This is a genomic window from Kineococcus aurantiacus (assembly GCF_013409345.1).
Lineage (GTDB): Bacteria > Actinomycetota > Actinomycetes > Actinomycetales > Kineococcaceae > Kineococcus > Kineococcus aurantiacus.
Genome location: NZ_JACCBB010000001.1, coordinates 2,219,878 through 2,241,284 on the forward strand (window position 1 = coordinate 2,219,878; position 21,407 = coordinate 2,241,284).

27 protein-coding genes are annotated in these 21,407 nt (G+C 72.0%); 14 read left to right on the forward strand and 13 right to left on the reverse strand.

The window, feature by feature from the left end:
- Positions 1–167: 167 nt before the first annotated feature.
- Complete coding sequence (locus tag BJ968_RS25650) at positions 168–302, reverse strand: hypothetical protein (RefSeq protein WP_281372703.1); 135 nt, start codon at positions 300–302, stop codon at positions 168–170.
- Positions 303–352: 50 nt separating this feature from the next.
- On the reverse strand, positions 353–1,861 hold the full coding sequence (locus BJ968_RS10740) for a SulP family inorganic anion transporter (protein ID WP_179751671.1): 1,509 nt from the start codon (positions 1,859–1,861) through the stop codon (positions 353–355).
- A gap of 358 nt (positions 1,862–2,219) precedes the next feature.
- Between BJ968_RS10740 and BJ968_RS10745 the strand changes: the two genes are divergently transcribed.
- Positions 2,220–3,503 carry an acyltransferase family protein gene (locus tag BJ968_RS10745; protein ID WP_218884988.1) on the forward strand — a complete coding sequence of 428 codons (1,284 nt, stop codon included), beginning with the start codon at positions 2,220–2,222 and terminating at the stop codon, positions 3,501–3,503.
- Between the two features lie 130 nt (positions 3,504–3,633).
- Positions 3,634–3,987: a MerR family transcriptional regulator gene (locus BJ968_RS10750; RefSeq protein ID WP_179756540.1), complete on the forward strand. Its 354-nt coding sequence runs from the start codon at positions 3,634–3,636 to the stop codon at positions 3,985–3,987.
- A gap of 425 nt (positions 3,988–4,412) precedes the next feature.
- On the opposite strand, the gene BJ968_RS10755 is transcribed toward BJ968_RS10750, so the two are convergent.
- The 5 genes from BJ968_RS10755 to BJ968_RS10775 form a co-directional block, all read right to left on the reverse strand.
- Entirely contained in the window at positions 4,413–4,862 is a 450-nt protein-coding gene (locus tag BJ968_RS10755; protein WP_179751673.1) for a hypothetical protein, read from the reverse strand.
- A 33-nt stretch (positions 4,863–4,895) separates the two neighbouring features.
- Positions 4,896–5,270, reverse strand: coding sequence for a PIN domain-containing protein (locus BJ968_RS10760; protein ID WP_179751675.1), 375 nt, complete (start codon positions 5,268–5,270; stop codon positions 4,896–4,898).
- Positions 5,267–5,518, reverse strand: a complete 252-nt coding sequence (locus BJ968_RS10765) for a type II toxin-antitoxin system prevent-host-death family antitoxin (RefSeq protein WP_179751677.1) — start codon at positions 5,516–5,518, stop codon at positions 5,267–5,269. The genes BJ968_RS10760 and BJ968_RS10765 overlap by 4 nt, the downstream gene beginning before the upstream one ends.
- Positions 5,519–5,602: 84 nt before the next feature.
- Positions 5,603–5,842, reverse strand: a complete 240-nt coding sequence (locus BJ968_RS10770; protein WP_179751679.1) for a DUF2283 domain-containing protein — start codon at positions 5,840–5,842, stop codon at positions 5,603–5,605.
- Positions 5,843–6,444: 602 nt separating this feature from the next.
- Positions 6,445–7,080 carry a TetR family transcriptional regulator gene (locus BJ968_RS10775; RefSeq protein ID WP_218884990.1) on the reverse strand — a complete coding sequence of 212 codons (636 nt, stop codon included), beginning with the start codon at positions 7,078–7,080 and terminating at the stop codon, positions 6,445–6,447.
- Positions 7,081–7,181: 101 nt separating this feature from the next.
- On the opposite strand from BJ968_RS10775, the gene BJ968_RS10780 reads away from it, so the two are divergent.
- From BJ968_RS10780 to BJ968_RS10795, 4 genes are all read left to right on the forward strand, one after another.
- Complete coding sequence (locus tag BJ968_RS10780; RefSeq protein ID WP_179751681.1) at positions 7,182–8,003, forward strand: SDR family NAD(P)-dependent oxidoreductase; 822 nt, start codon at positions 7,182–7,184, stop codon at positions 8,001–8,003.
- A 421-nt stretch (positions 8,004–8,424) separates the two neighbouring features.
- The gene (locus BJ968_RS10785) at positions 8,425–8,937 is read left to right on the forward strand and encodes a hypothetical protein (protein WP_179751683.1); all 513 of its coding nucleotides are present in this window, start codon (positions 8,425–8,427) and stop codon (positions 8,935–8,937) included.
- A gap of 83 nt (positions 8,938–9,020) precedes the next feature.
- Positions 9,021–9,368 (forward strand): hypothetical protein, encoded by a 348-nt coding sequence (locus BJ968_RS10790; RefSeq protein ID WP_179751685.1) that lies wholly within the window; start codon positions 9,021–9,023, stop codon positions 9,366–9,368.
- Positions 9,369–9,512: 144 nt separating this feature from the next.
- Entirely contained in the window at positions 9,513–10,136 is a 624-nt protein-coding gene (locus tag BJ968_RS10795) for a DUF6461 domain-containing protein (protein ID WP_179751687.1), read from the forward strand.
- A 623-nt stretch (positions 10,137–10,759) separates the two neighbouring features.
- Here BJ968_RS10795 and BJ968_RS10800 read toward each other — a convergent pair.
- Both BJ968_RS10800 and BJ968_RS10805 read right to left on the reverse strand, forming a co-directional pair.
- Positions 10,760–11,191 carry a hypothetical protein gene (locus BJ968_RS10800; protein ID WP_179751689.1) on the reverse strand — a complete coding sequence of 144 codons (432 nt, stop codon included), beginning with the start codon at positions 11,189–11,191 and terminating at the stop codon, positions 10,760–10,762.
- Positions 11,192–11,506: 315 nt separating this feature from the next.
- Entirely contained in the window at positions 11,507–11,881 is a 375-nt protein-coding gene (locus BJ968_RS10805; RefSeq protein ID WP_179751691.1) for a hypothetical protein, read from the reverse strand.
- 126 nt (positions 11,882–12,007) lie between these two features.
- Here BJ968_RS10805 and BJ968_RS10810 point away from each other — a divergent pair, with 126 nt between their 5' ends.
- The 6 genes from BJ968_RS10810 to BJ968_RS10835 all read left to right on the forward strand — a co-directional run bounded on the left by BJ968_RS10810 (position 12,008) and on the right by BJ968_RS10835 (position 16,030).
- Complete coding sequence (locus tag BJ968_RS10810) at positions 12,008–12,250, forward strand: hypothetical protein (protein WP_179751693.1); 243 nt, start codon at positions 12,008–12,010, stop codon at positions 12,248–12,250.
- A 181-nt stretch (positions 12,251–12,431) separates the two neighbouring features.
- A complete protein-coding gene (locus BJ968_RS10815) occupies positions 12,432–12,893 on the forward strand; it encodes an HIT family protein (protein WP_179751695.1) in 462 nt (153 codons plus the stop codon).
- Positions 12,894–13,535: 642 nt separating this feature from the next.
- On the forward strand, positions 13,536–14,504 hold the full coding sequence (locus tag BJ968_RS10820) for a tetratricopeptide repeat protein (RefSeq protein WP_179751697.1): 969 nt from the start codon (positions 13,536–13,538) through the stop codon (positions 14,502–14,504).
- A 112-nt stretch (positions 14,505–14,616) separates the two neighbouring features.
- A complete protein-coding gene (locus BJ968_RS10825; RefSeq protein WP_179751699.1) occupies positions 14,617–14,814 on the forward strand; it encodes a hypothetical protein in 198 nt (65 codons plus the stop codon).
- 83 nt (positions 14,815–14,897) lie between these two features.
- Entirely contained in the window at positions 14,898–15,437 is a 540-nt protein-coding gene (locus BJ968_RS10830) for a hypothetical protein (protein ID WP_179751701.1), read from the forward strand.
- Entirely contained in the window at positions 15,434–16,030 is a 597-nt protein-coding gene (locus BJ968_RS10835; protein WP_179751703.1) for a hypothetical protein, read from the forward strand. The genes BJ968_RS10830 and BJ968_RS10835 overlap by 4 nt, the downstream gene beginning before the upstream one ends.
- An 80-nt stretch (positions 16,031–16,110) precedes the next feature.
- Here BJ968_RS10835 and BJ968_RS10840 read toward each other — a convergent pair whose 3' ends face one another.
- Positions 16,111–16,578 carry a hypothetical protein gene (locus BJ968_RS10840; RefSeq protein WP_179751705.1) on the reverse strand — a complete coding sequence of 156 codons (468 nt, stop codon included), beginning with the start codon at positions 16,576–16,578 and terminating at the stop codon, positions 16,111–16,113.
- Positions 16,579–16,716: 138 nt separating this feature from the next.
- On the reverse strand, positions 16,717–17,466 hold the full coding sequence (locus BJ968_RS10845; protein WP_179751707.1) for a class I SAM-dependent methyltransferase: 750 nt from the start codon (positions 17,464–17,466) through the stop codon (positions 16,717–16,719).
- Between the two features lie 110 nt (positions 17,467–17,576).
- On the opposite strand from BJ968_RS10845, the gene BJ968_RS10850 reads away from it, so the two are divergent.
- Positions 17,577–17,894: a hypothetical protein gene (locus BJ968_RS10850; protein WP_179751709.1), complete on the forward strand. Its 318-nt coding sequence runs from the start codon at positions 17,577–17,579 to the stop codon at positions 17,892–17,894.
- Positions 17,895–18,168: 274 nt separating this feature from the next.
- On the opposite strand, the gene BJ968_RS10855 is transcribed toward BJ968_RS10850, so the two are convergent.
- Positions 18,169–19,011 carry a helix-turn-helix transcriptional regulator gene (locus BJ968_RS10855; protein ID WP_179751711.1) on the reverse strand — a complete coding sequence of 281 codons (843 nt, stop codon included), beginning with the start codon at positions 19,009–19,011 and terminating at the stop codon, positions 18,169–18,171.
- Positions 19,012–19,217: 206 nt separating this feature from the next.
- Here BJ968_RS10855 and BJ968_RS10860 point away from each other — a divergent pair, with 206 nt between their 5' ends.
- On the forward strand, positions 19,218–19,949 hold the full coding sequence (locus BJ968_RS10860; protein ID WP_179751713.1) for a DUF3159 domain-containing protein: 732 nt from the start codon (positions 19,218–19,220) through the stop codon (positions 19,947–19,949).
- Between the two features lie 455 nt (positions 19,950–20,404).
- On the opposite strand, the gene BJ968_RS10865 is transcribed toward BJ968_RS10860, so the two are convergent.
- Positions 20,405–21,211, reverse strand: coding sequence for a hypothetical protein (locus BJ968_RS10865; RefSeq protein WP_179751716.1), 807 nt, complete (start codon positions 21,209–21,211; stop codon positions 20,405–20,407).
- Between the last annotated feature and the right edge of the window lie 196 nt (positions 21,212–21,407).

A 21,407-nucleotide genomic window follows, 5' to 3' on the forward strand; every position in this document is an offset into this window, starting at 1 on the left:
AGTGGTCTGCCACCGGCTGGACGGTGGACCCTCCCGCTGCCCCACCGACGAAGCTGACCACCCCTGAGGACGGTCGCTGCCGGGACGAGCGACGGCTCGACGGGTCGACCCACCGCGCGCGCCGGGAGCCGGGTGCTGTCCCGAGCGGGGGTCGGGCTGGTGCTCCCTCAGGTGAGCGGGGCGAAGCTCTGCGGGGACGCCTGCGCCGTGGCGCGGACGGCGGCCCTGAGGGCGTCGGTGTCGAGGAGGTGGGAGGCGTCGATGCGCTCCTCCAGGACGTCACCGCGGGCATCGCCGGTCACGGCGCGGGAGTCCTCGGGAGCCGGCTCCCGGCCAGCTGGTCGGCAGCTGGTCAGTGCCCGCTGCCGAGGTGACCGGCCAGTCGCTCGAGGCGGGCGGAGCTGTCGGCGTTCAGGCCGGTGACGTGCACCGTCTTGCCCCGGGCGGCGTACTTCGTCCGGATCGCGTCCAGCGCAGCGACGGTGGAGGCGTCCCAGACGTGCGCGGCAGACAGGTCGATCACCACGTCCTGCGGGTCGCCGGGGTAGTCGAACCGGGTGACCAGGTCGTTGGAGGAGGCGAAGAACAGCGCGCCGGACACCGAGTACACGCGGGTGGTCCCGGCGGGGTCCAGGACGCTGGTGACCTCGACCAGGTGCGCCACGCGGCGAGCGAACAGCAGGGCGGCGATCAGGACCCCGACGACGACGCCGATGGCCAGGTTGTCGGTGGCGACCACGACGATGACGGTGGCGACCATGACGGCGGTCTCGCTCCCGGGCATGCGGCGCAGCGTGGCCGGGTGGACCGAGTGCCAGTCGAAGGTGCCGACCGCCACCACGATCATCACCGCGACCAGGGCGGCCATCGGGATGCGGGCCACCACGTCGCCCAGGCCGACGACCAGGACCAGCAGGAAGACCCCGGCCAGGAACGTCGAGGCGCGGGTGCGGGCGCCGGCCTTCACGTTGATCATCGTCTGCCCGATCATCGCGCAGCCGCCCATCCCGCCGAAGAAGCCGGTGATGACGTTGGCCACGCCCTGGCCCCAGGCCTCGCGGCCCTTGCGCGAAGGGGTGCCGGTGACGTCGTCGACGAGCTTGGCCGTCATGAGCGACTCCATCAGCCCGACCAGCGCCATGCCCAGCGCGTAGGGGGCGATGACGCCCAGGGTGTGCAGGTTCAGCGGCACGTCCGGCAGCAGCGGGAAGGGCAGGCTGTCGGGCAGCTCCCCCTCGTCGCCGACGTCGGGAACGGTCAGGTGGGCGGCCACGGTGACCACGGTCAGCAGCACGATCGCGACCAGCGGAGCCGGGACGGCCCGGGTCAGGCGGGGGAGGAAGACCATCAGCGCGATGCCCGCGGCGATCATCGGGTAGACGATCCACGGCACGTCGCGCACGTGCGGCACCTGCGCGACGAAGATCAAGATGGCCAGGGCGTTGACGAAGCCGACCACCACGCTGCGCGGCACGTACCGCATCAGCTTGGCCACCCCCAGCAGACCCAGCACCACCTGCAGCACACCGGCCAGGACGACGGTGGCCAGCAGGTGGCCCAGGCCGTGGTCACGCACCACCGGCGCGATGACCAGGGCGACCGCGCCGGTGGCCGCCGAGATCATCGCCGGCCGCCCGCCCAGGAAGGCGATGGAGACGGCCATCGTGAAGGAGGCGAACAGCCCCACGCGGGGGTCGACACCGGCGATGACGGAGAAGGAGATCGCCTCCGGGATGAGGGCCAGGGCCACGACGAGGCCGGCGAGGGCCTCGGTGCGCAGGACCCGGGGTGACAGCCACGGGGGCCGGTGGTGCCGGGCGGCCGGCGCCGGGGCGGCCGGGGCCGCGGTGGGGAAGGCCAAGGGTGCTCCGTTCACGGGGACGTCACCGGTGCGGGGCGCAGGCGCCCGCGGTCGGTGGGTGGGTCGGTGCTCGAGGCGGTCGAGCGGCGCACGGGTGCCGGGCCGCTCCCCTCTCCACCCACCCGTCGGCCGCGCCGGAGCGTGCTGGCTCCTGTGCCGACTGCGACGACTTCGTGAAGGGGTGACCCGATCGGTCGACGGCGTCTCGTCCTGCTCCCAACTCTACCCTAACGTAAGGGTAGAGTCGGGGTCGCTGACGGCGCAGAGGCGACGTCCCCGTGCCCGCCGGGCACCCGTGGACGTCGCGCACCGCGTTGTCCCCCAACCGTTCCCACCCGAGTCGATGAGATGAGGACGAGTGAGCACCAATCCCGGCCGACCCGCCGGCCGCCGCGCCCACCACCCCGACGTCCGGCTCCAGCACGGCTGGACCAGGGGGTCACCGGCTGCGCCGGCGATCCCGTCGCGACGTCGCTCCGACCGGCCGTCCGGTCCCGGCGGCCGCTCCCCGGGGCCGACCCCCGCCCCCGGAGCACCCTCGACGAGCGGGCCCGGCGGGCGGGCGCGCAGCCAGGCCCGGCAGACACTGGCCGAGGCCTTCGACCCGCGCAGCAACGCCCTGGACCTGCTGCGGCTGGCGCTGGCGACCACGGTGGCGGTGGTGCACACCCTGCTCATCGGCACCGGCCACCAGCCCCGGACCGGCTCCACCGACCTGGGCAGCCTGGCCGTGGACGCGTTCTTCGTCCTCAGCGGCTTCCTGGTCACCCGCAGCTACCTGCGCCTGGGCTCCCTGCGCCGCTTCGCCTGGCACCGGGCCCTGCGGATCCTGCCCGGGTTCTGGCTGTCCCTGCTGCTGACGGCCCTGGTCGTCGCCCCGCTGCTGGCCGTGCTCGAGGGACGCCCGGCAGCCTCGGTGTTCGCCGGCCCGGCCTCGGCGCTGGACTACCTCAGCCGCAACGCGTTCCTGCAGATCCAGCAGTTCGGCATCGCCGGGCTGCCCACCGGCGGCGGCGCCCCGGACGTGGTCAACGGGGCGCTGTGGACGCTGTTCTTCGAGGCGTCCTGCTACGCGATCGTCGCGGCCCTCGGCGTGCTGGGCGTCCTGCGCCGGCAGCGGTGGCTGGTGCTGACCCTGCTGGTCGCCCTGTGGGCGCTGACCGTCGCCGCGACCGCCGGGTTCAACCCGCTGGGCTCGGAGCTGATGCTGCGGCTGAGCTTCGTGTTCCTGCTGGGCGCCGGCGGGCACCTGTTCGCCGACCGGATCCCGGTGCGCGGGTGGGTGGCCGCGCTCAGCCTGGTCCTGGTCCTCGTCGGGCTGGTCGCCCTGCCGGACTACCGCGCCCTGGCCGGGCCCGCGTTCGCCTACCTGTGCCTGTGGGCGGTGGTGCGCTGCCCGTGGCGCCCGCACCTGCGCGCGGACCTGTCCTACGGCACGTACGTCTGGCACTGGCCGATCGCCCAGCTGCTGTTCGCCCTCGGCGCGGCCGCCCTGAACGCGGTGCCGTTCCTCGCCCTGGGGCTGGCGGTGACCGCGGCGGTCGCCACCGCCTCCTGGTTGCTGGTGGAGCGGCCCGCGCTGGGGTGGAAGAACGCCGCCTGGGTCACCCGCACCCCCCGTGCCCTGCGCCCTCGACCGTGACCGGCGGTGAACGGCACCCTCCGCCCACGCCCGGCCTCCACGTGGCGCCGGGCGATCGAGCCCCACCCGGGGGTGCTTGACTACGGCGGTGGACATCGCCGACGCCTCCGACCCTCGGACCGGGCGGCTCATGCAGATCGGCGAGGTCGCCGAGCGGGTCCAGCTCTCGCACCGCACGGTGCGCCACTACGACGACGAGGGCCTGCTCACCCCCACCCGCAGCGCCGGCAACTTCCGCCTCTACACCGAGGCCGACGTCCAGCGCCTGCTGCTGATCCGGCAGATGAAGCCGCTGGGGTTCTCCCTGGACGACATGCGCCACCTCATCGCCGTCCTGGACCAGCTGGCCACCGCCCCCGGCGATGAGCAGCGCACCCAGGAGCTGCGCACCTTCATCGCCACCGCGCAGGAACGCCGCGACAAGCTCGCCCAGCAGGTCCGCACCGCCGATGCCTGGCTGGAGGACCTGCGCTCCCAGCTGTGAAGTGACCGGCCCCGGCCCCGGGTCGTTCCGCCGATCGTGCCGACGTCGGGCGCCCGGTCGTGACCTCCGGGGGACTGAGTCGTCGGGGTCGAGAGCTGCCGAGCCAGCTGCGGGTCGAGCCGGCCGGACCCGCCCTCCGGGAGTGGCGGGCCAGGTCCCCCGCGCACTCGCACGTACAGGTCAGTCCTCCGGCCTCCTCGCCGACGACTTCGCCACCACCACCCAGACGCTGCACCCGCTCGACGCGAGCCTCGCTCCCGCAGACCGGGCACGGGCGCCAGGTGCGCATCGACCGACTCACCAGCCCGTTCGGCGATCCACGGAACTCACGTCGTGCGGGAGTCAGGTCCGCGGACCAGGTACCTGACCGCGGTCCAGCTCGGGTCCGAGCGATCCACCGGTCGTCCCGCTGTCGTGGACGTCGCTCACGCCGGCCGGCAGTCCTCCCCGCTCCCCAACGCCGCGACGTCAGGGCAGCGCGTGTGGCTCCACCCCTCGGATCCGAACGCGTCCGCAGTGGCGTCGGTGAAGACCTCCACGGCTCCACCGGGCAGCACCCGGTAGTAGGTCTTGACCGGGTCTCCTTCGGTGGTCGAGGAGGTGACCAGCACCTCTGCGCCGTCGTGCTGGGCGCCGGGGCTGAGCAGGCAGTCCTGCAGGGTCACCGGGGTGGACTGACCTTGCGGGACGGTGATCGGGGCGCACTGCGGCAAGGCCGAGCGTTCCCGGAAGGCCACCGGCGCGCGGCCGTCAGCGGTCAGCTGCCACACGACCCACGCCGACGTCCCGACGGCCAGCAGCAGCAGGGCCACGGCCAGCACCGCGGCCGGGGAGACGGGTCGGCTCTCCGGTGCGTCAGCGACGCCGCTGCTCATCCGGCCATGATGCTCGCGCGGATGCTCGCGGGGTCACAGGAGTCGAACGTCGTAGTCCCCGAAGCGTCGATCGAGGGTGAGCAGTCGCAGCCCGCGCCGGGAGGCCTGCGCGATGAGCACCCGGTCGAAGGGATCGTCGTGGTGGCGGGGTAGGGCACCGGCGGCCAAGCCGTCGTCCACGGTGACCGGCAACTCGCTGAACCCCCGCTGCTGCAGTTCCTCGCGCAGGCCGTCCGGGACGGTCAGCTCGCCGAGCGCAGCCTCGATCGACATCTCCCACGCCGACGCGGCGGAGACGAACACCTCGTTCTCGCCGTCGGCCACGGCGACCCGCATGCGCCCGGGCAGGCGTTCGTCACCGCTCAACCACCACAGCAGGACGCGGGTGTCGAGCAGCAGAGCCGTCACAGGTGCGGCTCGACGTCGCCGTCGCCGAAGGCGGACACCAGGTCCTCGGAGGTGTCGTCGAAGTCGTCGGCGATGACCACTCGCCCCTTCCACGCCCCGGGACGGCGCGCTCCGTGCGAGCGGGCGGGCACCAGGCGGGCTACGGGCTTGCCGTAGCGGGCGATCACCACGTCTTCGCCCCGTTCGACCGCTTCGAGCAGTCGGGACAGGTGCGTCTTCGCCTCGTGCACGTTCACCGTCTGCGTCACGGCTCCACGGTGAGGACTAAGTCGGACCAAGTCCCCGTGTGGGAACGCTGTCCGACAGTGACCACGACGTCACGGTCGTAGCGCTCAGTGCGCTTCTGCTGGTCCGTCGATGCGACGCAGCGTCCGAAGGAGACTCGGGTCCAGAGCAGTGCCAGCGCCCAGCACCTCGACTCCCAGCAGACGACCGGCGGTACTGAAGTCCAGGATGACCTCGTACTCCTTGGACCCCGTACCCACGATGACTTGCTCCAGCGCAGGGTCGGTGCAGTCGCCCGACAAGTCGATGTAGACCGCATCGGCCTCCGCATCCCAGGTGCTGTCCACGGACCTGGCTTGCCGCGACGAGCACACAGCTGATCCACCGGTCATCCCGCCGTCCGCGTGCTCGACGACCTCACGGTCTTGCCGATGTCCGGATGCAGAACGAGCACGATGATCACGCACATGTCGCCGATGACCGGTCACTCACATGCGCGCCGCGAGGTGCCCTTGCATGTCGTACCAGCGACGATGCCGATCGTGTTTCGGCCTTGGGGCAACGTCGTGCTCATCCTTGGTGCTCTCGCTCTGATCGTCGTCTCCCTCGTTGACGTCAAACGGCGGTGCCGGCGCGGGGAGAAGGGGTGGACGACAGGTCATGAGCTGGGAGTCGTGTCCATGTCCCTCGTCGTCCTGTCGCAGGCTCTGCCCCTGATCTAGTCGCGCGGCCATCCCACCCTGCGGGCGAGGTCACGGTCATGGCGCCAGCCGGGCGACGAAGGGGCCACGACGCAGAGCCGTGCGCCCTTGCACCGGGGCTAGCCGTTGCCGGCGTCGGCGGATGCGCCAGGCCTCGGTGTCGCTGCCACGGACCAGCGGGTACCCCCGCGAGGTCGTGCCGTCGGGCATGATTTCGTCGGCGCCGTGGAGAATGGCAGGGGAGCCGCTCAGGCCGGGTTCAGGTCTCCCAGTGCGGTCATGGCCTGGTCCAGAAGCTGGGCCAGTGACGCCTCTCCTCCGCCGGCGGTCCAGGCGTCGGTGGCCGCGTCCAGGCAGGAGATGGCTGCGGCGGCCATGACGTGCGCTCGGAGCTGAGACCCGTCGGGCAGTCGGCGGGCGATCTCCGGAGCCATCTGGCTCTCCCAGCCCTGGGTCTTCTCCCACTGCCGGGTCATGAGGGCGCAGGCGTCGCTGAGGAGGGCCATGAACTTCCTGGTCCCCTCGGGATCGTCGAGCTCGGCGTCGGTGATCACGTCGAAGCTGCGCCGCAGCGACGTCCACGGGTGCTCGTCGTCGGGTCGCGTGCGCAGGGCTTTGGTGACCTCGTGCCCGGAGCGGGCGAAGGCGTCGAGGACGACGTCGTCCTTGGTGCCGAAGTAGCGGAAGAACGTGGCTCGCGACAGCCCGGCCTCCGCCGCGATCTGCTCGACGGTGGTGGCGTCGAAGCCCTGCTCCGCGAAGAGGCGGAACGCCACGGCGCTGACCTCCTCGCGCATGGCCTGACGTGTGCGGTCCCGCAGCGAAGCGGGGGGCTCGGCGCGGCGGGTCGAGGGTTCGCGACTGACGTGCGGTCGAGGAGTCACGCAGCGAGTCTAAGACATCGGGTAGCAGCTTGATACTTCGTCTCAGATAGAGGTAGCGTCTTTTTCCTGGATGACGTTCCGCAACCTTCCGAGGAGTTCCCATGTCCAAGACCTGGTTCATCACCGGCGCCTCCCGCGGCTTCGGCCGACGCTTCGCCGAAGCCGCGTTGCAGCGCGGCGACCGAGTCGCGGCCACCGCCCGCGACAGCGCCGCCCTCACGGACCTGTCGTCGCAGTACGGCGAGGCAGTCCTCCCCCTGACCCTCGACGTCACCGACCGCGCCGGGGTGAAGCGCGCGGTGAACCACGCCCACGACCACTTCGGGCGGCTCGACGTCATCGTCAACAACGCCGGCTCCGGACTGATGGGGGTGGTCGAGGACCTGACCGAGGACGCTCTGCGGGCGCAGTTCGAGGTGAACGTCTTCGCCCCGCTGTGGGTGACCCAGGCGGCACTGCCCCACCTGCGCTCCCAGGGCAGCGGCCACATCGTCATGCTGTCCAGCCTGCTGGGGGTGGCCGCCTTCCCCACGACCGGTGGGTACAGCGCGTCCAAGGCGGCCCTCGAGGCGTACTCGGAATCCCTGGCTCAGGAAGTCTCCGGGTTCGGCGTCAAGGTCACCATCGTCGAGCCAGGAGCCTTCAACACCGGCTTCAGCGCCAACGCGACGTACAGCACTCCCTCGCCCGACTACGCCCAGGTCCACGAGACCGTCGGAGCAGCCTTCGCCACCTTCCCCTCGCCCGATCCCGCAGGTGTCGGAGCCGCCCTGCTCGACGTCGTGGACGCCGAAGACGCTCCGCTGCGAGTGTTCTTCGGCACCTTCGGTCTGCAGACCGTCGAACCCCTCTACGCCCAGCGCCTGGCGACGTGGAAGAGCGCGGCAGCCATCTCGGCCAAGGCCGAGACCGTGCCGGCCTGAAGGAGAGCAGCACCCGCAGCCCGATCGTCGTGGCCCGAAGACGCGGAGCGGTCCAGGCACGCGCGGCGGAACCGGCTGCGGTCTGCAGGCCCCCCAGGTTCACCCGTGCCTGCCGTGGGTGCGCGCCACCAGGGACAGGGCAGACATCGGCTACTCGTTGACTTCCTCCACGGCAACGGCCCGGCCAGGCTGTGCCGAGGTGCCCGGCGCGACGCTCTCTCATCGGCTGCCCAACAGCTTCACCGGTGTGGCTTTCTCACGGCGTGCGAAGAGGTCAAGCTGGGTCCCTCCCTGCCATCGCCGCTACCTCGATCAAGTCGCCCACCTGGTGAGCGGTAGCGCCCGCTACCCGACCAGGCCGAGGCGGCAAGAAGACCAGCGGTGAACGAGACACCGAGCCCTCGCACCCACCCCCGCCTGGATGAGTGGACCCACCACCTCTTCGTCCGCTGGTGCGGCCCCGAGGAGGTGGCCCACCGGCTGCACCTGCAACCCGGACACCCCGGCTTCCTCGTCTACGGCGGCGAGGAGCACACTCATCAACTGGGCCGACGCCTCCTCGGACACCGGCGGCATCCGCCAGCACCACGGTCACCTCCAGGCCGACTGGCTGGAGGTCGTCTCCGAGCGAGAGCACCACCACGCCGTCGAGCAGTTGCGCGCCTCCGGCTGGCCCGGCTTCCCCCTCGACGACGGGCACTTCCTCACCGCCTGGCGGGCCGAGCCGCACCCCTACCACCGCCTGGACCGCCTGCCCATGAGCAGCTACGTGCGCTGGCGCGGCCCCGACGACGCCACCCGCCGGCTGCACCTGCAACCGGGCCACACCGGGCTGCTCATCACTGCCGATGAGGCCCACGCGGTCATCGACTGGACCGATGCGCCCGAGGTCCTGCAGTACAACGGCCGCCTCGACCCCGACTGGATGGACTGATCACCGAGCAGGAACACCAGCGCGCCAGCGAGCGGCTGCGGGCTTCGGGCTGGGCCGGTTTCCCCTGGCAGGACGAGCAGGCGATGGCCACCTGGTCCGAAGACCTCTGGATCACCGGTGGTGAAGCCTTCCCCGCGGGGACTCCAGTTCGCTTCATCGGCGACGGCCACGTCGCCGAACTGCTGGTCCTGCAACCGGGCCACCCGGGCAGGGTCACCAGCAGCGGAGAGAAGCACGACTGCGTGGACTGGATCGACGTTCAGGGCACCTTCCAGCACGACGGCGTCATGGGGCCGGAGTGGCTGGTCGCGATCGACGAGGACGACTACCGGCGCCGCGCCGATGCTGTGCATCGCTCTGGCTGGCCCGGCTTCGAGGCCGCCGGTCAAGACGGCCTCAACCACCCAGAACACGACGCTGAGCAGACGTGACCGCGGGGCCCGGCTGAACCCTGTCTCCGGCCGTCGACGTCACGGTCATGGCGCTGGCCAGGACGTCGACGACCTCGCGGTCTTGTCGATGAGCGAGCGATGGATTCAGGTGTTCTGTCGGGTGGTCCTGCCATGATCGTCCTCATGCTGGAGCAGTCGGAGCGTGAGCTGGAGTGGGATGACGACTCGGAGCGGTGCTTCACGATCGTGCAGGGGTTGACACCCGTCCAGGCTCTGCAAGTGCTAGTGCCCGATGCGGTCACTGACATCGCCCCCGCTCGGGAGGTCGAGCACTGGCTGGATGCGCCCTGGGGTCTTGACGAGCAGGTTGAGTACCCCGAGATCGCCTTCGCCGGGACGCATGAGGGCTGGACCTGGGTGTTCGAGCCCAACGGCTTCGCCGGGTCGAACTTTGAGCCCAGCACATCGACGCCCGTTCCGAGTCGCTACATCAGCGTGTACTGGAACATCAACGCCGTCATGCGCTTTCGCTACCTGGTGGACGGCAAACTGGGCCGCGACTTCGACCCACTCTTCCGCGCCGACGACGGTGCCGACAACGAGCTGAACGGCGTCGACCTTGACGCGGACCTCCTCGTGGGAGAGCCGGTGCCGGAAGGAGACCCCTTGCCCCAGGAGGACGACATCGACTGGACTGAGCCGCGGAAGGCGTCGATGAGCCTGCTGGTCAACCTCAGTGGCGTGAGCTGGCCTTCGACCAACGACCTGGTCCGCAGCGCCACTGCGGCGGTCGGCTACACGATCTGATCATCCGGAAGCGCAGCTCGATCCCCACCCTGCACGCCAGCGTCCGGCGGAGATGCCCAGGTGCATGGCGCGAGCCGCGCTGCGCACGGTCATGGCGCGGTGTGCGCGGGCGCACGGTCATCCCGCGCACCGCGCGACCACACGGTTATGCCGCGATCAGGGTGATGAGTCAGAGCAGCGTGAGCCTCACCGATCGGATCGGTCCCGCGCAGGCCTGCTCCTGCCGCGCCCCACCACGGCGTGGATCGCTTGGTACGGCACCACCGCAGTCACCAAGATGATCGCCAACCGAACCCAGAAGGGCAGCGTCGAGTCAGCTGATGCCACCCCCGCCATGGTGATGAACAGGAGAGCAGCGAAGTCGAAGAGTCGCGGCCAGCCGTGCTGGCGGTGGTCTGTCTCCCATGAGGCTCGAACGGGAGCAGGCCGCGCATGGGACCAACCGGACAGACCCGAGCACAGAGCCGCCGGCATTAGCCACAGCATCCAGATCACAGCCTCATCGTCGCGGCTGCTCGTTCGCACGCCACGGCTCCCTAGCGACGATGAGCCGAGTGGGTGATCTCGCGGTCATCCCGCGCGTCAGGACGTCGCTGAGCACCCACCCGCCGTGGGTGCGAGGCCTACCGACTCTCAGCCCACCCGCGCCGCCGCACTAGAGCTCGAACAGCCAGAACCCCCAGGTTCACCACTGCCACGTACCCAGCCACCAGGCCACCGAGCACGGCCGCGGCCACCAGCCACAGCGCGTCCTCCAAGGCCAGCGGCGGCAACGTGCCCACCACAAAGGCCGCCCAGACCAGCGCAGGCCCCCACCAAGGGTGGATGCCCAGGTGCGCCACCACGCTCACCACGGCCACAGCTGCGCCGCCCCCGACCACTGTCCCGACGGGTACCTCAGAGCCGGCCCATCCTGACGCGCTCACGAAGGCGTAGCCGCAGACGCCACCGACCAAGGCGGCAAGCACCCACCACCCGATCTGCCCCAGGAGGGGCCAGCGCCGCGTCGGCGGCAGGAAGAAGCTGTTGCTGCGCTGGCCGTCGCTCGGGTGCACCTCATCACCCTGCCTGCCCAACGATCAGCTACAGAGATAGTGATGGGATCGGGACCCACTCGGAGCAACGAGCAACGCCTGCTGCGTGCGCATCGACGCGGCCAGCAACCTTGCGGTCATCCCGCGGTGCGCGCAGCGCACGGTCATCCCGCGTTGTGCGCGCTGTTGCTGGGGGTCGGTGACGTCGCGGTCTCGCCGATGAGCGAGTGATCGCCAGGCCGCTGACTTTGCACCCAAGGTGCCCCCGTCTTCACCGCGGATGGATCACGTCGCGGTGGTAGCGGGTGTTTCGGTGCATCGGGGATCGGAGGGTCGTCAGGGTGGCGGACTCACCGCTACGGCCGGCTCCCGCCCGCCGTCCAGGAGGGCGCGGGTGCCTAGGGGCTCGGCGAGCTCCAGCACGTAGGGAGCGCCAGGGTGGCCCTCGCAGTGGCCGGACATCCCAGCGGCGCGGACTCGGACGGTGATGACCACCGCCTCGCGCTGGTAGTCCACCTCGGGCTCCTCGATGCGGCCCTCAGGTGACTGCCCGCTGGCACAGGCCGTCTCGCTCACGAGCAGGGACAGCGTCGTGTCGGAGGGCTCGGGCGCCTCGGTCAGGCTCCAGGTCGCCACCGATGCCGAGGCGCACCCGCAGAGTCCGGCGGTCAGCAGGCCGACTCCTGCTGCCCTGGCCGGCTGTCTGCGCACGGATGCACGGTACGGGCAGCGATCGGCACGCAGGTGAACAACATCTGACTTCGTCGCCCTGCGGGCGCGATCACGGCTGGCTGCGGACGTCCGCTCCTGTCGATGACACGGTGCGGAAGAGGGTCGATGCTGGCAGACACGGCTACCGACCTGTGCCCCCGTCCCCTCTCACAAGACGACGCGACAGCGCTGATCGGCGTCTTGGCCGTGCTGCAAGGACACGTCCTCAGCCACGAGCTCGACGGCGATGTGGCTGCCCGCTTGCGTCGTCGAGTCGGGGTGGATGGTGGAGACGCGGAGTTGGAAGCAGCGCTCGACAACCTCGATCAGCGCCTACGGCATGCACTCGAGGAGTACGACGAGCTTTGAGCGCCGCGCTGACGCCAGCTCGAGCATCATCTGATCATGGCGCCCTGCGGGCGACCTCACGGTCACGGCGCTGGCCAGGACGTCGTCGACCGTCTGCACACGTCGACGAGCGGTCCACCCGGGGATCCACCTGATCACCGATCGAGTGGACCCCGCCTCGCCGCACTGGGACCGTCGCTCCATGACACGGGCCGCGACTGCGACGGAGCAGGGGTGCACCTTCTGCGCCATCGCCGCACACGAGGCCGAGGCCAGCACGGTGCACGAGGACGAGACCGTCGTGGCCTTCATGGACCTCCACCCCGTCACCCCCGGGCACCTCCTGGTCGTCCCGCGCCACCACGCGGTCGGCCTGGAAGACCTGGACGAGACCACGGGTGGTCACGTCTGGGCAGTGGCTCACGACCTGGCCCGCACCCTGCGCCGTTCGACGTTCCGGCCCGAGGGGATCAACTTCTTCCTGTGCGACGGCGAGGTCGCCTTCCAGACGGTCTTCCACCTCCACCTGCACGTCCTGCCCCGCTACACCGGAGACGGCTGGTCCGTCGAGAACCTCCCCGGGACGCTGGACCGGGACAGGCGACTCCTGGACAGCGACGCCCACGAGATCAAGGCCGCCGCTGCCCGCCTCACGGGCGACTGACCGTCCGGTGCCTGGGGACTCGTCGACCCGTCCGGAGTCGTGGCGCGTCGCGGCGACGTCACGGTCGTGGCCGCCACCTACGGTGGAGTCGTGAGTCGTGAACCGGCGTGCACCAGCGGGTTGACGCTGCACGTCGACCCGCACGTCCCTGCTGCCGGCACACCGGGCCCGGGCGACACCAGTGACGCCGACGACGAGCAGCTGCGCGTCCTGAGGGACCGCTTGGCCCAGCCGGTCGTCAGTTCCCTGCTGACACCGATCGAGCTGCAGCAGCTGAGCGTGCACTGGGACCAGGACAGGACCAGCGGGGACACGTGGGTGCGGGTGGTGGCCTGCGACGAGGTGTTCCAGGACCGGCTCACCTCCCCGACCTGCAGCTGTGCGCGGCTCGGCTGGCGGACCACCTGCAGGACTGGATCGCTGAGAGCCGCTTCGGGTGGGGTCAGCGACGTACCACCCGCTGCACGCTCCCGGCGTGACCGCAGGAACCACGACGGAGCAGGGCTGCGACGGAGCAGGACAGCCCCGCGGGCGGTCGTGGTCCGCCGCGGGCGACGTCACGGTCACGGCCTCCACCGGGCGTCCGCGCAGTTGGCCGAGTCAGGTCCGCTCCAGCACCGGAGCCCCGGCAGACTGCTCCTCGTGGACGAGGACCTCGAGGCACGCCTGCGTGCCGCGCTGGCCGACACGGGCACCGACCCGGGCATCGACACCGACGAGCTCGTCGGGCTCGGCTGCGACTTGGCCGACGCCGGCCACCAGCGGCAGGCGCTGACCTGCTTCCAGCGCGCGGTGGCGCTGGGCAGTCAGTGGGTGTGGTTCAACGTGGGCAACACCCTGCGCGAGCTGCAGCGCCCCACCGAAGCCGTCGAGGCCTACCACCAGGCCATCGCCGCCGGCGAAACCGATGCCTGGCTCAACCTCGGGCACGTCCTGGAGGGCCTGGGCGACCTGGCCGGGGCGATGGACGCCTACCGCGGCGCGGCAGTCCGAGGTGAACAACCCGAGGGGTACGTGCAGCTGGCCCACCTGCTGCACGAGCAGGGGGAACCGGAGCAGGCCGGTGCCGCCTTGGCGCGGGCGGTGGAGAGCGGGTACCTGCCAGCCGTCGCGCTGGCTGCGCGCTGGCGCTGGGAACGCACGCGAGACACCACCGACCCGGTCCTGGAGGAGCAGCTGCGTGCGGGGGCCGGCGTGGACGGATCGGCTCGCGCGGACCTGGCCGCACTGCTGCTGGCCCGCGGCCGGCGCAGTGAGGCCCTCGAGCAGTTGCAGCTGGGCGCCAAGCTGGGTCAACGCGAGTGCTGGCTGCCGCTGGGCAACCTGCTGGCCGGCGACGACCTCGCTGGTGCCGACCCGCCCGGTGGACCCGGCGGCCTCGGCGACCACGAGCCGGCCGCGGGCGGGAGCGAGCTGGTGGACGAGGTGGCCGCCGAAGAGGCCTACCGGGCCGGCATCGCCGCCGGGGACGCCTGGTGCCACCACAACCTGGCCCTGCTGCTGCTGGAACGCGGTGACGTGCGCGGTGCCGAAGCGCACCTGCTGGCCGGTGCCGCGGCCGGCGACGAGCTCGCCCAGCAGGCCTGGCAGGACCTCCACCGCGAGGACTGACACCCACCACGGCCACGTTCCTGCTGAGCGACGACCCTCCGCGGTGTCGCGGCCAGGTCTCACACCCCGGGTGCGTCGGCTGGGTGGGGTGCCGGCTCGACCCGTTCCCCAGGTGATCGACTGCGCCGGGGTGCCGTCGCGGCTGCGGCCCACCCGGCGGCTGCGCGTCCTGACCACGCTGATCGCGGGCGGGTGCCTGGTGCTGTTCGCGGTGTTCGAGGCCTGGTGGCCGGCCATCGTCGCCGCACGGGTGTTCGGGAGCCTGGGCGCTCTCCCCGTCGAGGAAACCCGGGAGGACGCCGGCGTGTGACAGCAGGCGTCGTCGCCCGCCGAGGACGAGCATCGACACCCGAGGCAGGTGACCGGACCCGCCGGGTGCGACAGGCTGAGGAGGTGACCAGCGGCATCTCCTCCTCCTTCGACGACGGACTGGGAGTCCTTGCCCACGGCCCCCGGGTCCTCAGCACCGGCCCGGGCATCGGCATCGGCCTGCGCTGCGTCTTCGCCCACCTCGACGGGCTGCTGCTGTCCGTCCAGGTCAAAGCCGTCGGTCAGACCGCCCGCGACGCCTACGAGTCCGACGTCCACCCCGGCAGCCGCAGCGGCCGACGGCACCGCCCGCGGCTGCCCCGCAGCGACGTGCGCTTGAGCGTGCCCGCCTCGGCCGCCGGCCTCACCCCCGACGGGGAGCTGTGGCTGCGCCTGCACCACCGCTACGACAGCGCAGCCCACACCGCCCGCGGCTACTCCGACGGCACCCCCGGAACCCCCGCCTACGTCCACGACCTGGACCTGTGGTGGCCGAAGCTGCCCGAGGACGCGCGCCTGCCGCTGGAGGCCGGCTGGCCCGAGCTCGGCGCACCGGTGACCACCACCGTCCTGGCCCTGGAGAACCTCGACGACCTCGCCGAACAGGTGGTGGGACTGGGATGACGACCGACGACCCGAGCGACGGCTCCAGCCCCTACCCCCAGCCGTGGGAGGTGGGACAGCGGCCGTGGAAGCCGTGGCTCGTCGAGGACTCCGAGGCGACCTGGCGCAGCCTGGGCGCCGTCGTCCACGGGCCGGTGCTGCTGGCCAAGGTGCCTGGCATCGCCATCGGGCTGCGTTGCCTGTTCGCCCACCCCGACCGCCTCACCGCCTGGCTGGTGGCCCGCGCCGACGCCGCGTTCATCCCCCAGGTCCTGCCCCCGCGCAGCGACGCCGAAGCCGCCGTGCAGTCAGCCCTGTGGGAGCACTGGCCCGGGCCGCCCAACGACCCCCTCGTCCACGCCTTCGTCGACCACGTGCCGCAACGGCTCTTCCTGGGTGAGCGCAACGACGGCTACCGCGGTCACGACGTGCTGCGCCTGTCCTGCGCCGTGCGCATCTTCGGTCTGCCCACCGACGACGAGCTCGGTCTCGAGGTGTCCTGGGGACCGGCCCTGGCCCCGACCACCACGACGCTGGACCTGCCCGACCTGCGCCGGATCGCGGCGTCAGCGGTCTCGTTCGTGGACGACGGCCCGGTGCCGCCGGCGATCTGACGCCGGCTGCCCCCGGCCCACGGTCGTCTCGCCCTGCGCCCGACGTCGCGGTGACGGCGCGGTCCGGGCGCGCCTCGGCCTCAGGACGGGCGGTCGCCCGCCGCCTCCGCGACGTGAGCGGCCACCACCGCCACCAAGCTCTCGGCGATGAAGACAGTGACTTCACTCGCGCCGGCTCGGAGTTCCCACGCGTCCCCACCGGTCACCCGGGAGCGCGGGATGAACGCCAGGTCGTAGCTCCACCCTCGAGCACGTTCCCCCTCCAGGACCTCCAGCGCTCCGGCCGCACCCTCGAAGTCCTCGGCCCACGTGCTCCGGTACCCCTCGGGCAGGCCCACCTCGGCACGGACGACGGCCTCGTCCAGGGCCTGCCCGAAGTCCGCCGACTCGATGAAGGGCAGGTCGTCGTCCAGGTCCTCCGCCTCGAGGGAGACCCGGATCGCGTCCGGCCACGCCGTGATCGAGACCGACGCGTCCTGAACCGGCGAGGCGTGGACGGCTCGCACCAGGTGCGCGATCTTCCCGGCGATCGTCGACGTGGACGTCATCGGCTCCCCTCCCCCCACGGGCCTCCCGCACACGTCGATGACCGGGGCGAGCTGCCCGAGGGGATCGCCCGCACGATCACGAGGAGTGAGTTCGAGGTGCCCCCGCCGTTCGGGTACCGGCCGGTGACGCGGGGCACGTCAGAGCCCGTCAGCGCGCTGCAGCACGATCAGCGGGGTCAGGTAGTGCTCGAGCACCCGTCCACCGAGCTCCTCGACCGCCCCTGCCGCCTCCGCCACCTCGGCCGGGTCCCAGTTGCTGAAGGTGGTGAACAGGTCCCGCACCTGCTCGGTGCTCAGCTCGATCGCCCAGGGGAACTGCTCGACGTGGCTGAGGCTGAAGTGCCCGCTGCGGGTCAGCTGCTCGACCCAGGCCGTGGTGTCCAGCTCCCCGGGGCCGGGCCGCGGCGGCTCACGACCGGGGGGCTTGATCTGCACGACCCGCTGCCGGAAAGGCGTCAGGGGCACGGAGGGATCACCGAACACGTTGCGCCACACGGCGAAGGAACCACCTGGGACCAGAGCGCGATGCACTTTCGGCAGCACCACGTCCAGGTCGAACCAGTGCACCGAGGTGGCCGCCACCGCCACCTCGAAAGCCGCCGCCGGCAACGGCACGTCTTCGGCGGTGCCGACCCGCACCTCGACCTGCGGGAAGCGCCGACGCAGGCGCGCGGCCAGCTCGGCGCCGGGCTCCACGGCCAGCACCCGGGCACCGGCGTCGACCATCGGCCCGGTGGCCTGCCCTGTCCCCGCGCCCAGCTCGAGCACCCGGACGCCCGGCACCAGCAGACCCAGTTCAGCCAGGCGGGCCCACAGCTGCGCCGGGTACGGCGGTCTGGCGCGTTCGTAGGTCTCGGCGTGCGCCTCGAAGTGCCTCGGGCCAAGCATCTGCACACCGTAGGCGGCTGGGCGCGCCGGACCCTGGACCGCGCGGTCACGGCGCGGTGCGCGGGCGCGACGTGTGGCGGGCAGACCCAGCACGATCGAGACTGTCGCGCATGCGCACCTCGGAGCTGAAGGACGCCTGGCGACGCTCGGTGCGCAAGCGCAGGGACGAAGACGCCCGCGCCCAGCCGCTCGACCTCACGACCGATCCGCACACCCCGACGCGCGGTACCCGGGGGTGGATGGCGGCGGCCATCTCCTTCGGTCTCGCGACCGTCGCGGTGATGCGCTTGAACCGCGGGGACGACGTCGTGCCCGGGTGGGTCATCGGGTCCTCGGCCGGCGTGACGGTCCTGTGCCTGGGGGTGTGGGCCCTGCTCTACCGGAGGGTGAAGACGAAGGGCCAGGTCCCGGTCCGGCCCTCCTCCTGAGTACCCCGTCGGACCGGACGGCTGACCACCCTCCCCGTGGCCTGGTGCTCACGGCGTGCGGTTCCCGCGCTGACCGCGCAGTCGCCCCGCTCTGCGGACGGACCGCGACGGGGCCCCGGGGTTTCCCCGGCCGGAACTGGTGCGCCGTCGGTCCCGGGGTTCTCGTCCGTCCGGGTTCGAGGTCGACGACCGCAGGAGGTGAGCGGCGGGTCAGGTGGGTGCGGCCGCGTCCACCTGAACGGCCACCTCGTCCCTCAGCCAGGTCGACACCGCCTCACCTCCCGGACGGTGCCCCCAGGACCGAGAGCAGTTCCAGCTTCTCCTGGTCCTCGGTCCCGGGGACCGCGGTGTAGACCAGCAGCAGGTGGTTCTGCTGCGGATCCAGCAACGTCTGGCAGTGCAACTGGATCGGACCCACCGCCGGGTGCACGAACCGCTTGACGTCAGTGGGACGGACCCCGACCTCGTGCAGCTCCCACAACCGGCGCAGTTCCTCCGACCTCGCCAGCGCCAACTCAGCCAGCTCCGCAGCCCGCGACCCCGGCCCCCGCCGGGTCACGACCTCACGCAGGTGCGAGGCGTACAACCGGGACAAGAACGCGTGGTCTTCCGGCGCGTACCACCGCCGGGTCCCGGGGTCGGTGAACCAGCGGTAGCCCAGGCTGCGGGCCGGCCCGCTCCACCGGGTGGCGTCGCCGGTCAGCGCGATGCCCATCGGTGTCTGGCGCAAGGTCACCCCCAGCTCGGTGACGATCTCGGCCGGGGTGTCCTCCAACCGGTCCAGGATCCGCAGCAGGCCGGGGCTGACGTGCTCGCTGAGGGCACCACGCGCCGGCGGCTGGTGCCCAGCCAGCCGGAACAGGTGGTCACGCTCGTCCAGGCCCAGGTGCAACCCCTGGGCGATGGAGGCGACCATCTGCACCGACGGCTGCGGCCCGCGCCCGCGCTCGAGCCGGGCGTAGTAGTCGGTGGACATGTGGGCCAAGGCGGCGACCTCCTCACGCCGCAACCCGCTGGTGCGGCGCCGCTGCCCGCGGGGCAGGCCGACGTCCTGCGGTTGCAGGGCCTCACGCCGTAGCCGCAGGAACTGCGCCAGGCCGGTCCTGTCGATGTCCATCGGTCCTCCCCGTGCGGTGGTGCACCCTTCCTACCGGCTCGGCCCACCACCAGCCACGACCTGCCGGTCCCCCCTTTCGCCGCCCTGGACGCCGGCGAGCGCACCACCGTCGAGCCGGCGGCGGCCGCTGGGGCGGATCGGGAGGCCCTGGATGCGACGGGGGTCCCGGCGGAGGCTGCTCTGACCACCGCGACCCAGGAGGAACAGTGACCCAGCGATCCGCCACCGGCGCCGAACCGCTCGCGCGCGCCGACCGCCGAACCACGAGCCCCAGCGCCACCGTCCGTCACCTCCTGGGCCTGGAGGTCACCGAGCGCTCCCTGGTCCGCACGACGCTGGACCGCGCGCTCGAGCGGGTGGGTGGGCTGTTCGGCCTGGCCTGCGCCGCCGCCCCCACGATCGCCTTCGTGGTCACCGACGCCGTCGCCGGTCTCACACCGGCCCTGATCGCCCTGCTGGTCACGGCAGTGGTCGCCTGCGCGCTGCGCCTGGCCCGGCGGGAGTCCCCCGGCTCCGCGGTCGCGGGACTGGTCGTGGCCGCGGTGTGCGCCGGGGTCGCGGCCCTGACCGGGGAGGCCCGAGGTTTCTTCCTGCCCACGATGGGGCTGCCGGTGCTCTTCATCGCGGCTTACGCCGGGTCGTTGATCGCCCGACGCCCCCTGATGGGCCTGATCGTCAACCCCCTCTCGGGTGGACCGCGCGCATGGCGCACCCACCGGCTGCTGCGGCGCCTGTACACCGTCAGCACGCTGGTGGGCCTGGTGCTGGCCGGGCTGACCCTCTCCGCCCGGGTCGTCCTCTACCTCGCCGATCAACCCGCGGCCCTGGCGGTGGTGCAGGTGGTGTCCACCACGGCCTTCGCCCTGCACTTCGCCGTCACCCTGGTCCTGGCCCGCCGTGGTGCCGGTGCGCCGGTCAAGGCCGCGGCTGCCCTGTGACCGCGCACCGGGCGAGCCCGGTGCTGCCACCTCCACCGCGGTCCACAGCGCGTCGACCCCCCGGCCTGTTCGACTCCCGCGGTCCACACCCCTCACCTCTCAGGAGGACGTCGTGCCCGCACCCCCTCGCTGTCCCTGCCCGACCTGTCCGGCCGGCGCGCCCTGATCACCAGGTGAGTGGTTCCCCGTCCGGGCACCTCGCGGGACGAGGACGTCAGTCGCGGTGCCGCACTGGGTGCTGGGCCGTCCTGCACCGCGCGTCGGAGATCGATCTCCCCGTCACGGGGCGATCCGCACTGCCTGATCACTGCGATCGTCACCGCTGCCGTGTGCTCTTGAAGCGTCGCCGCTGGTCCGACGGGGTACGCGGTCGTCCTGCGCTGCGGGCCACGTCCTGCTCCCAGCGCCGGTCGCCCCTCGAGCACCGGTGACCGGCGACCTCCTGAGCCTGCGCCTCAGCCCGCCGGCGGACGCAGCAGGCTGCTCAGCCGCACCACCCCGGACCCGAACCGCTCGTCGAGGCGACGCTGGTCGGATTCCCGCGCCAACAACGCCGTGGCCGTGACCTGCCCGGCGAGCGGGTCCACCTGCAGGTCCAGCAGCGCCGACCCCGCACCGGACCGGTCGGCCTGGTCGAGCGCGTCCCGCGCCGCGGTCAGCTCCGCCTCGGAGTGCGCGGCGGCGCTGACGCACAACGCGCCACCCCACACCGAGCGCACCACGGACTCCATCTCGGCGAGGTCGCCGGTGGTGGAGACGTTCAAGACGTAGCGCAGCGGATCGTTGACCGCTTCGGCCGCCACCTCCTCCGGGGTCACCATCGACTGGTCGATCCACACCAGCCCGAACCCCGGCACCGCTCGAGCCTTCGCCGAGGCAGCCTGCTGCGCTTCCTCGGTGGCCCGCGCCGGGTCCAACGGTTTCCACCCGCCCAGCGGTTCGGGGCACGGGCTGGCGAACGACGGCTCCGGTGCGCTCTCCTGCTCCAGGTCGGCGGGATCGGCCGGGCGCGCGGGCGCGGTCAGCTCGATCGCCTCACCCCGCGGAACGCCGGTGAGGACGAACGACCCGTACCGGCTTTCCCCGACCGCTTCGTGGGAGTCGGCGGGCTGGGAGGAGAAGTCGAAACCGATCACGTCCGGGCCCCCGCACAACGGCGGCAGCGAGGTCGCCGTCCCACCGACGCACAGCTGCGGGCCGTGGCTGGCGTCCTGCAGGACGAAGCCGACGGCCTCGAAGGGCCCTGGATGCCCGTCGGGCACCAGGTCGGGGCGTGCGACGTCCGCGTGCTCCGCAGCGGACGGGGCACTGACAGGTGGAGCACCGGGCGCCGCGGCCTGCTGTCCGCACGCACTCACCAGGACGAGGACCACCAGCGCGATCGGGGCGACGAGGCGTGCGGTCACGACGCTGGGACGCGGCCGCGAACCGGTTCGTTCCCGGCCGGTGCCAGCAGGT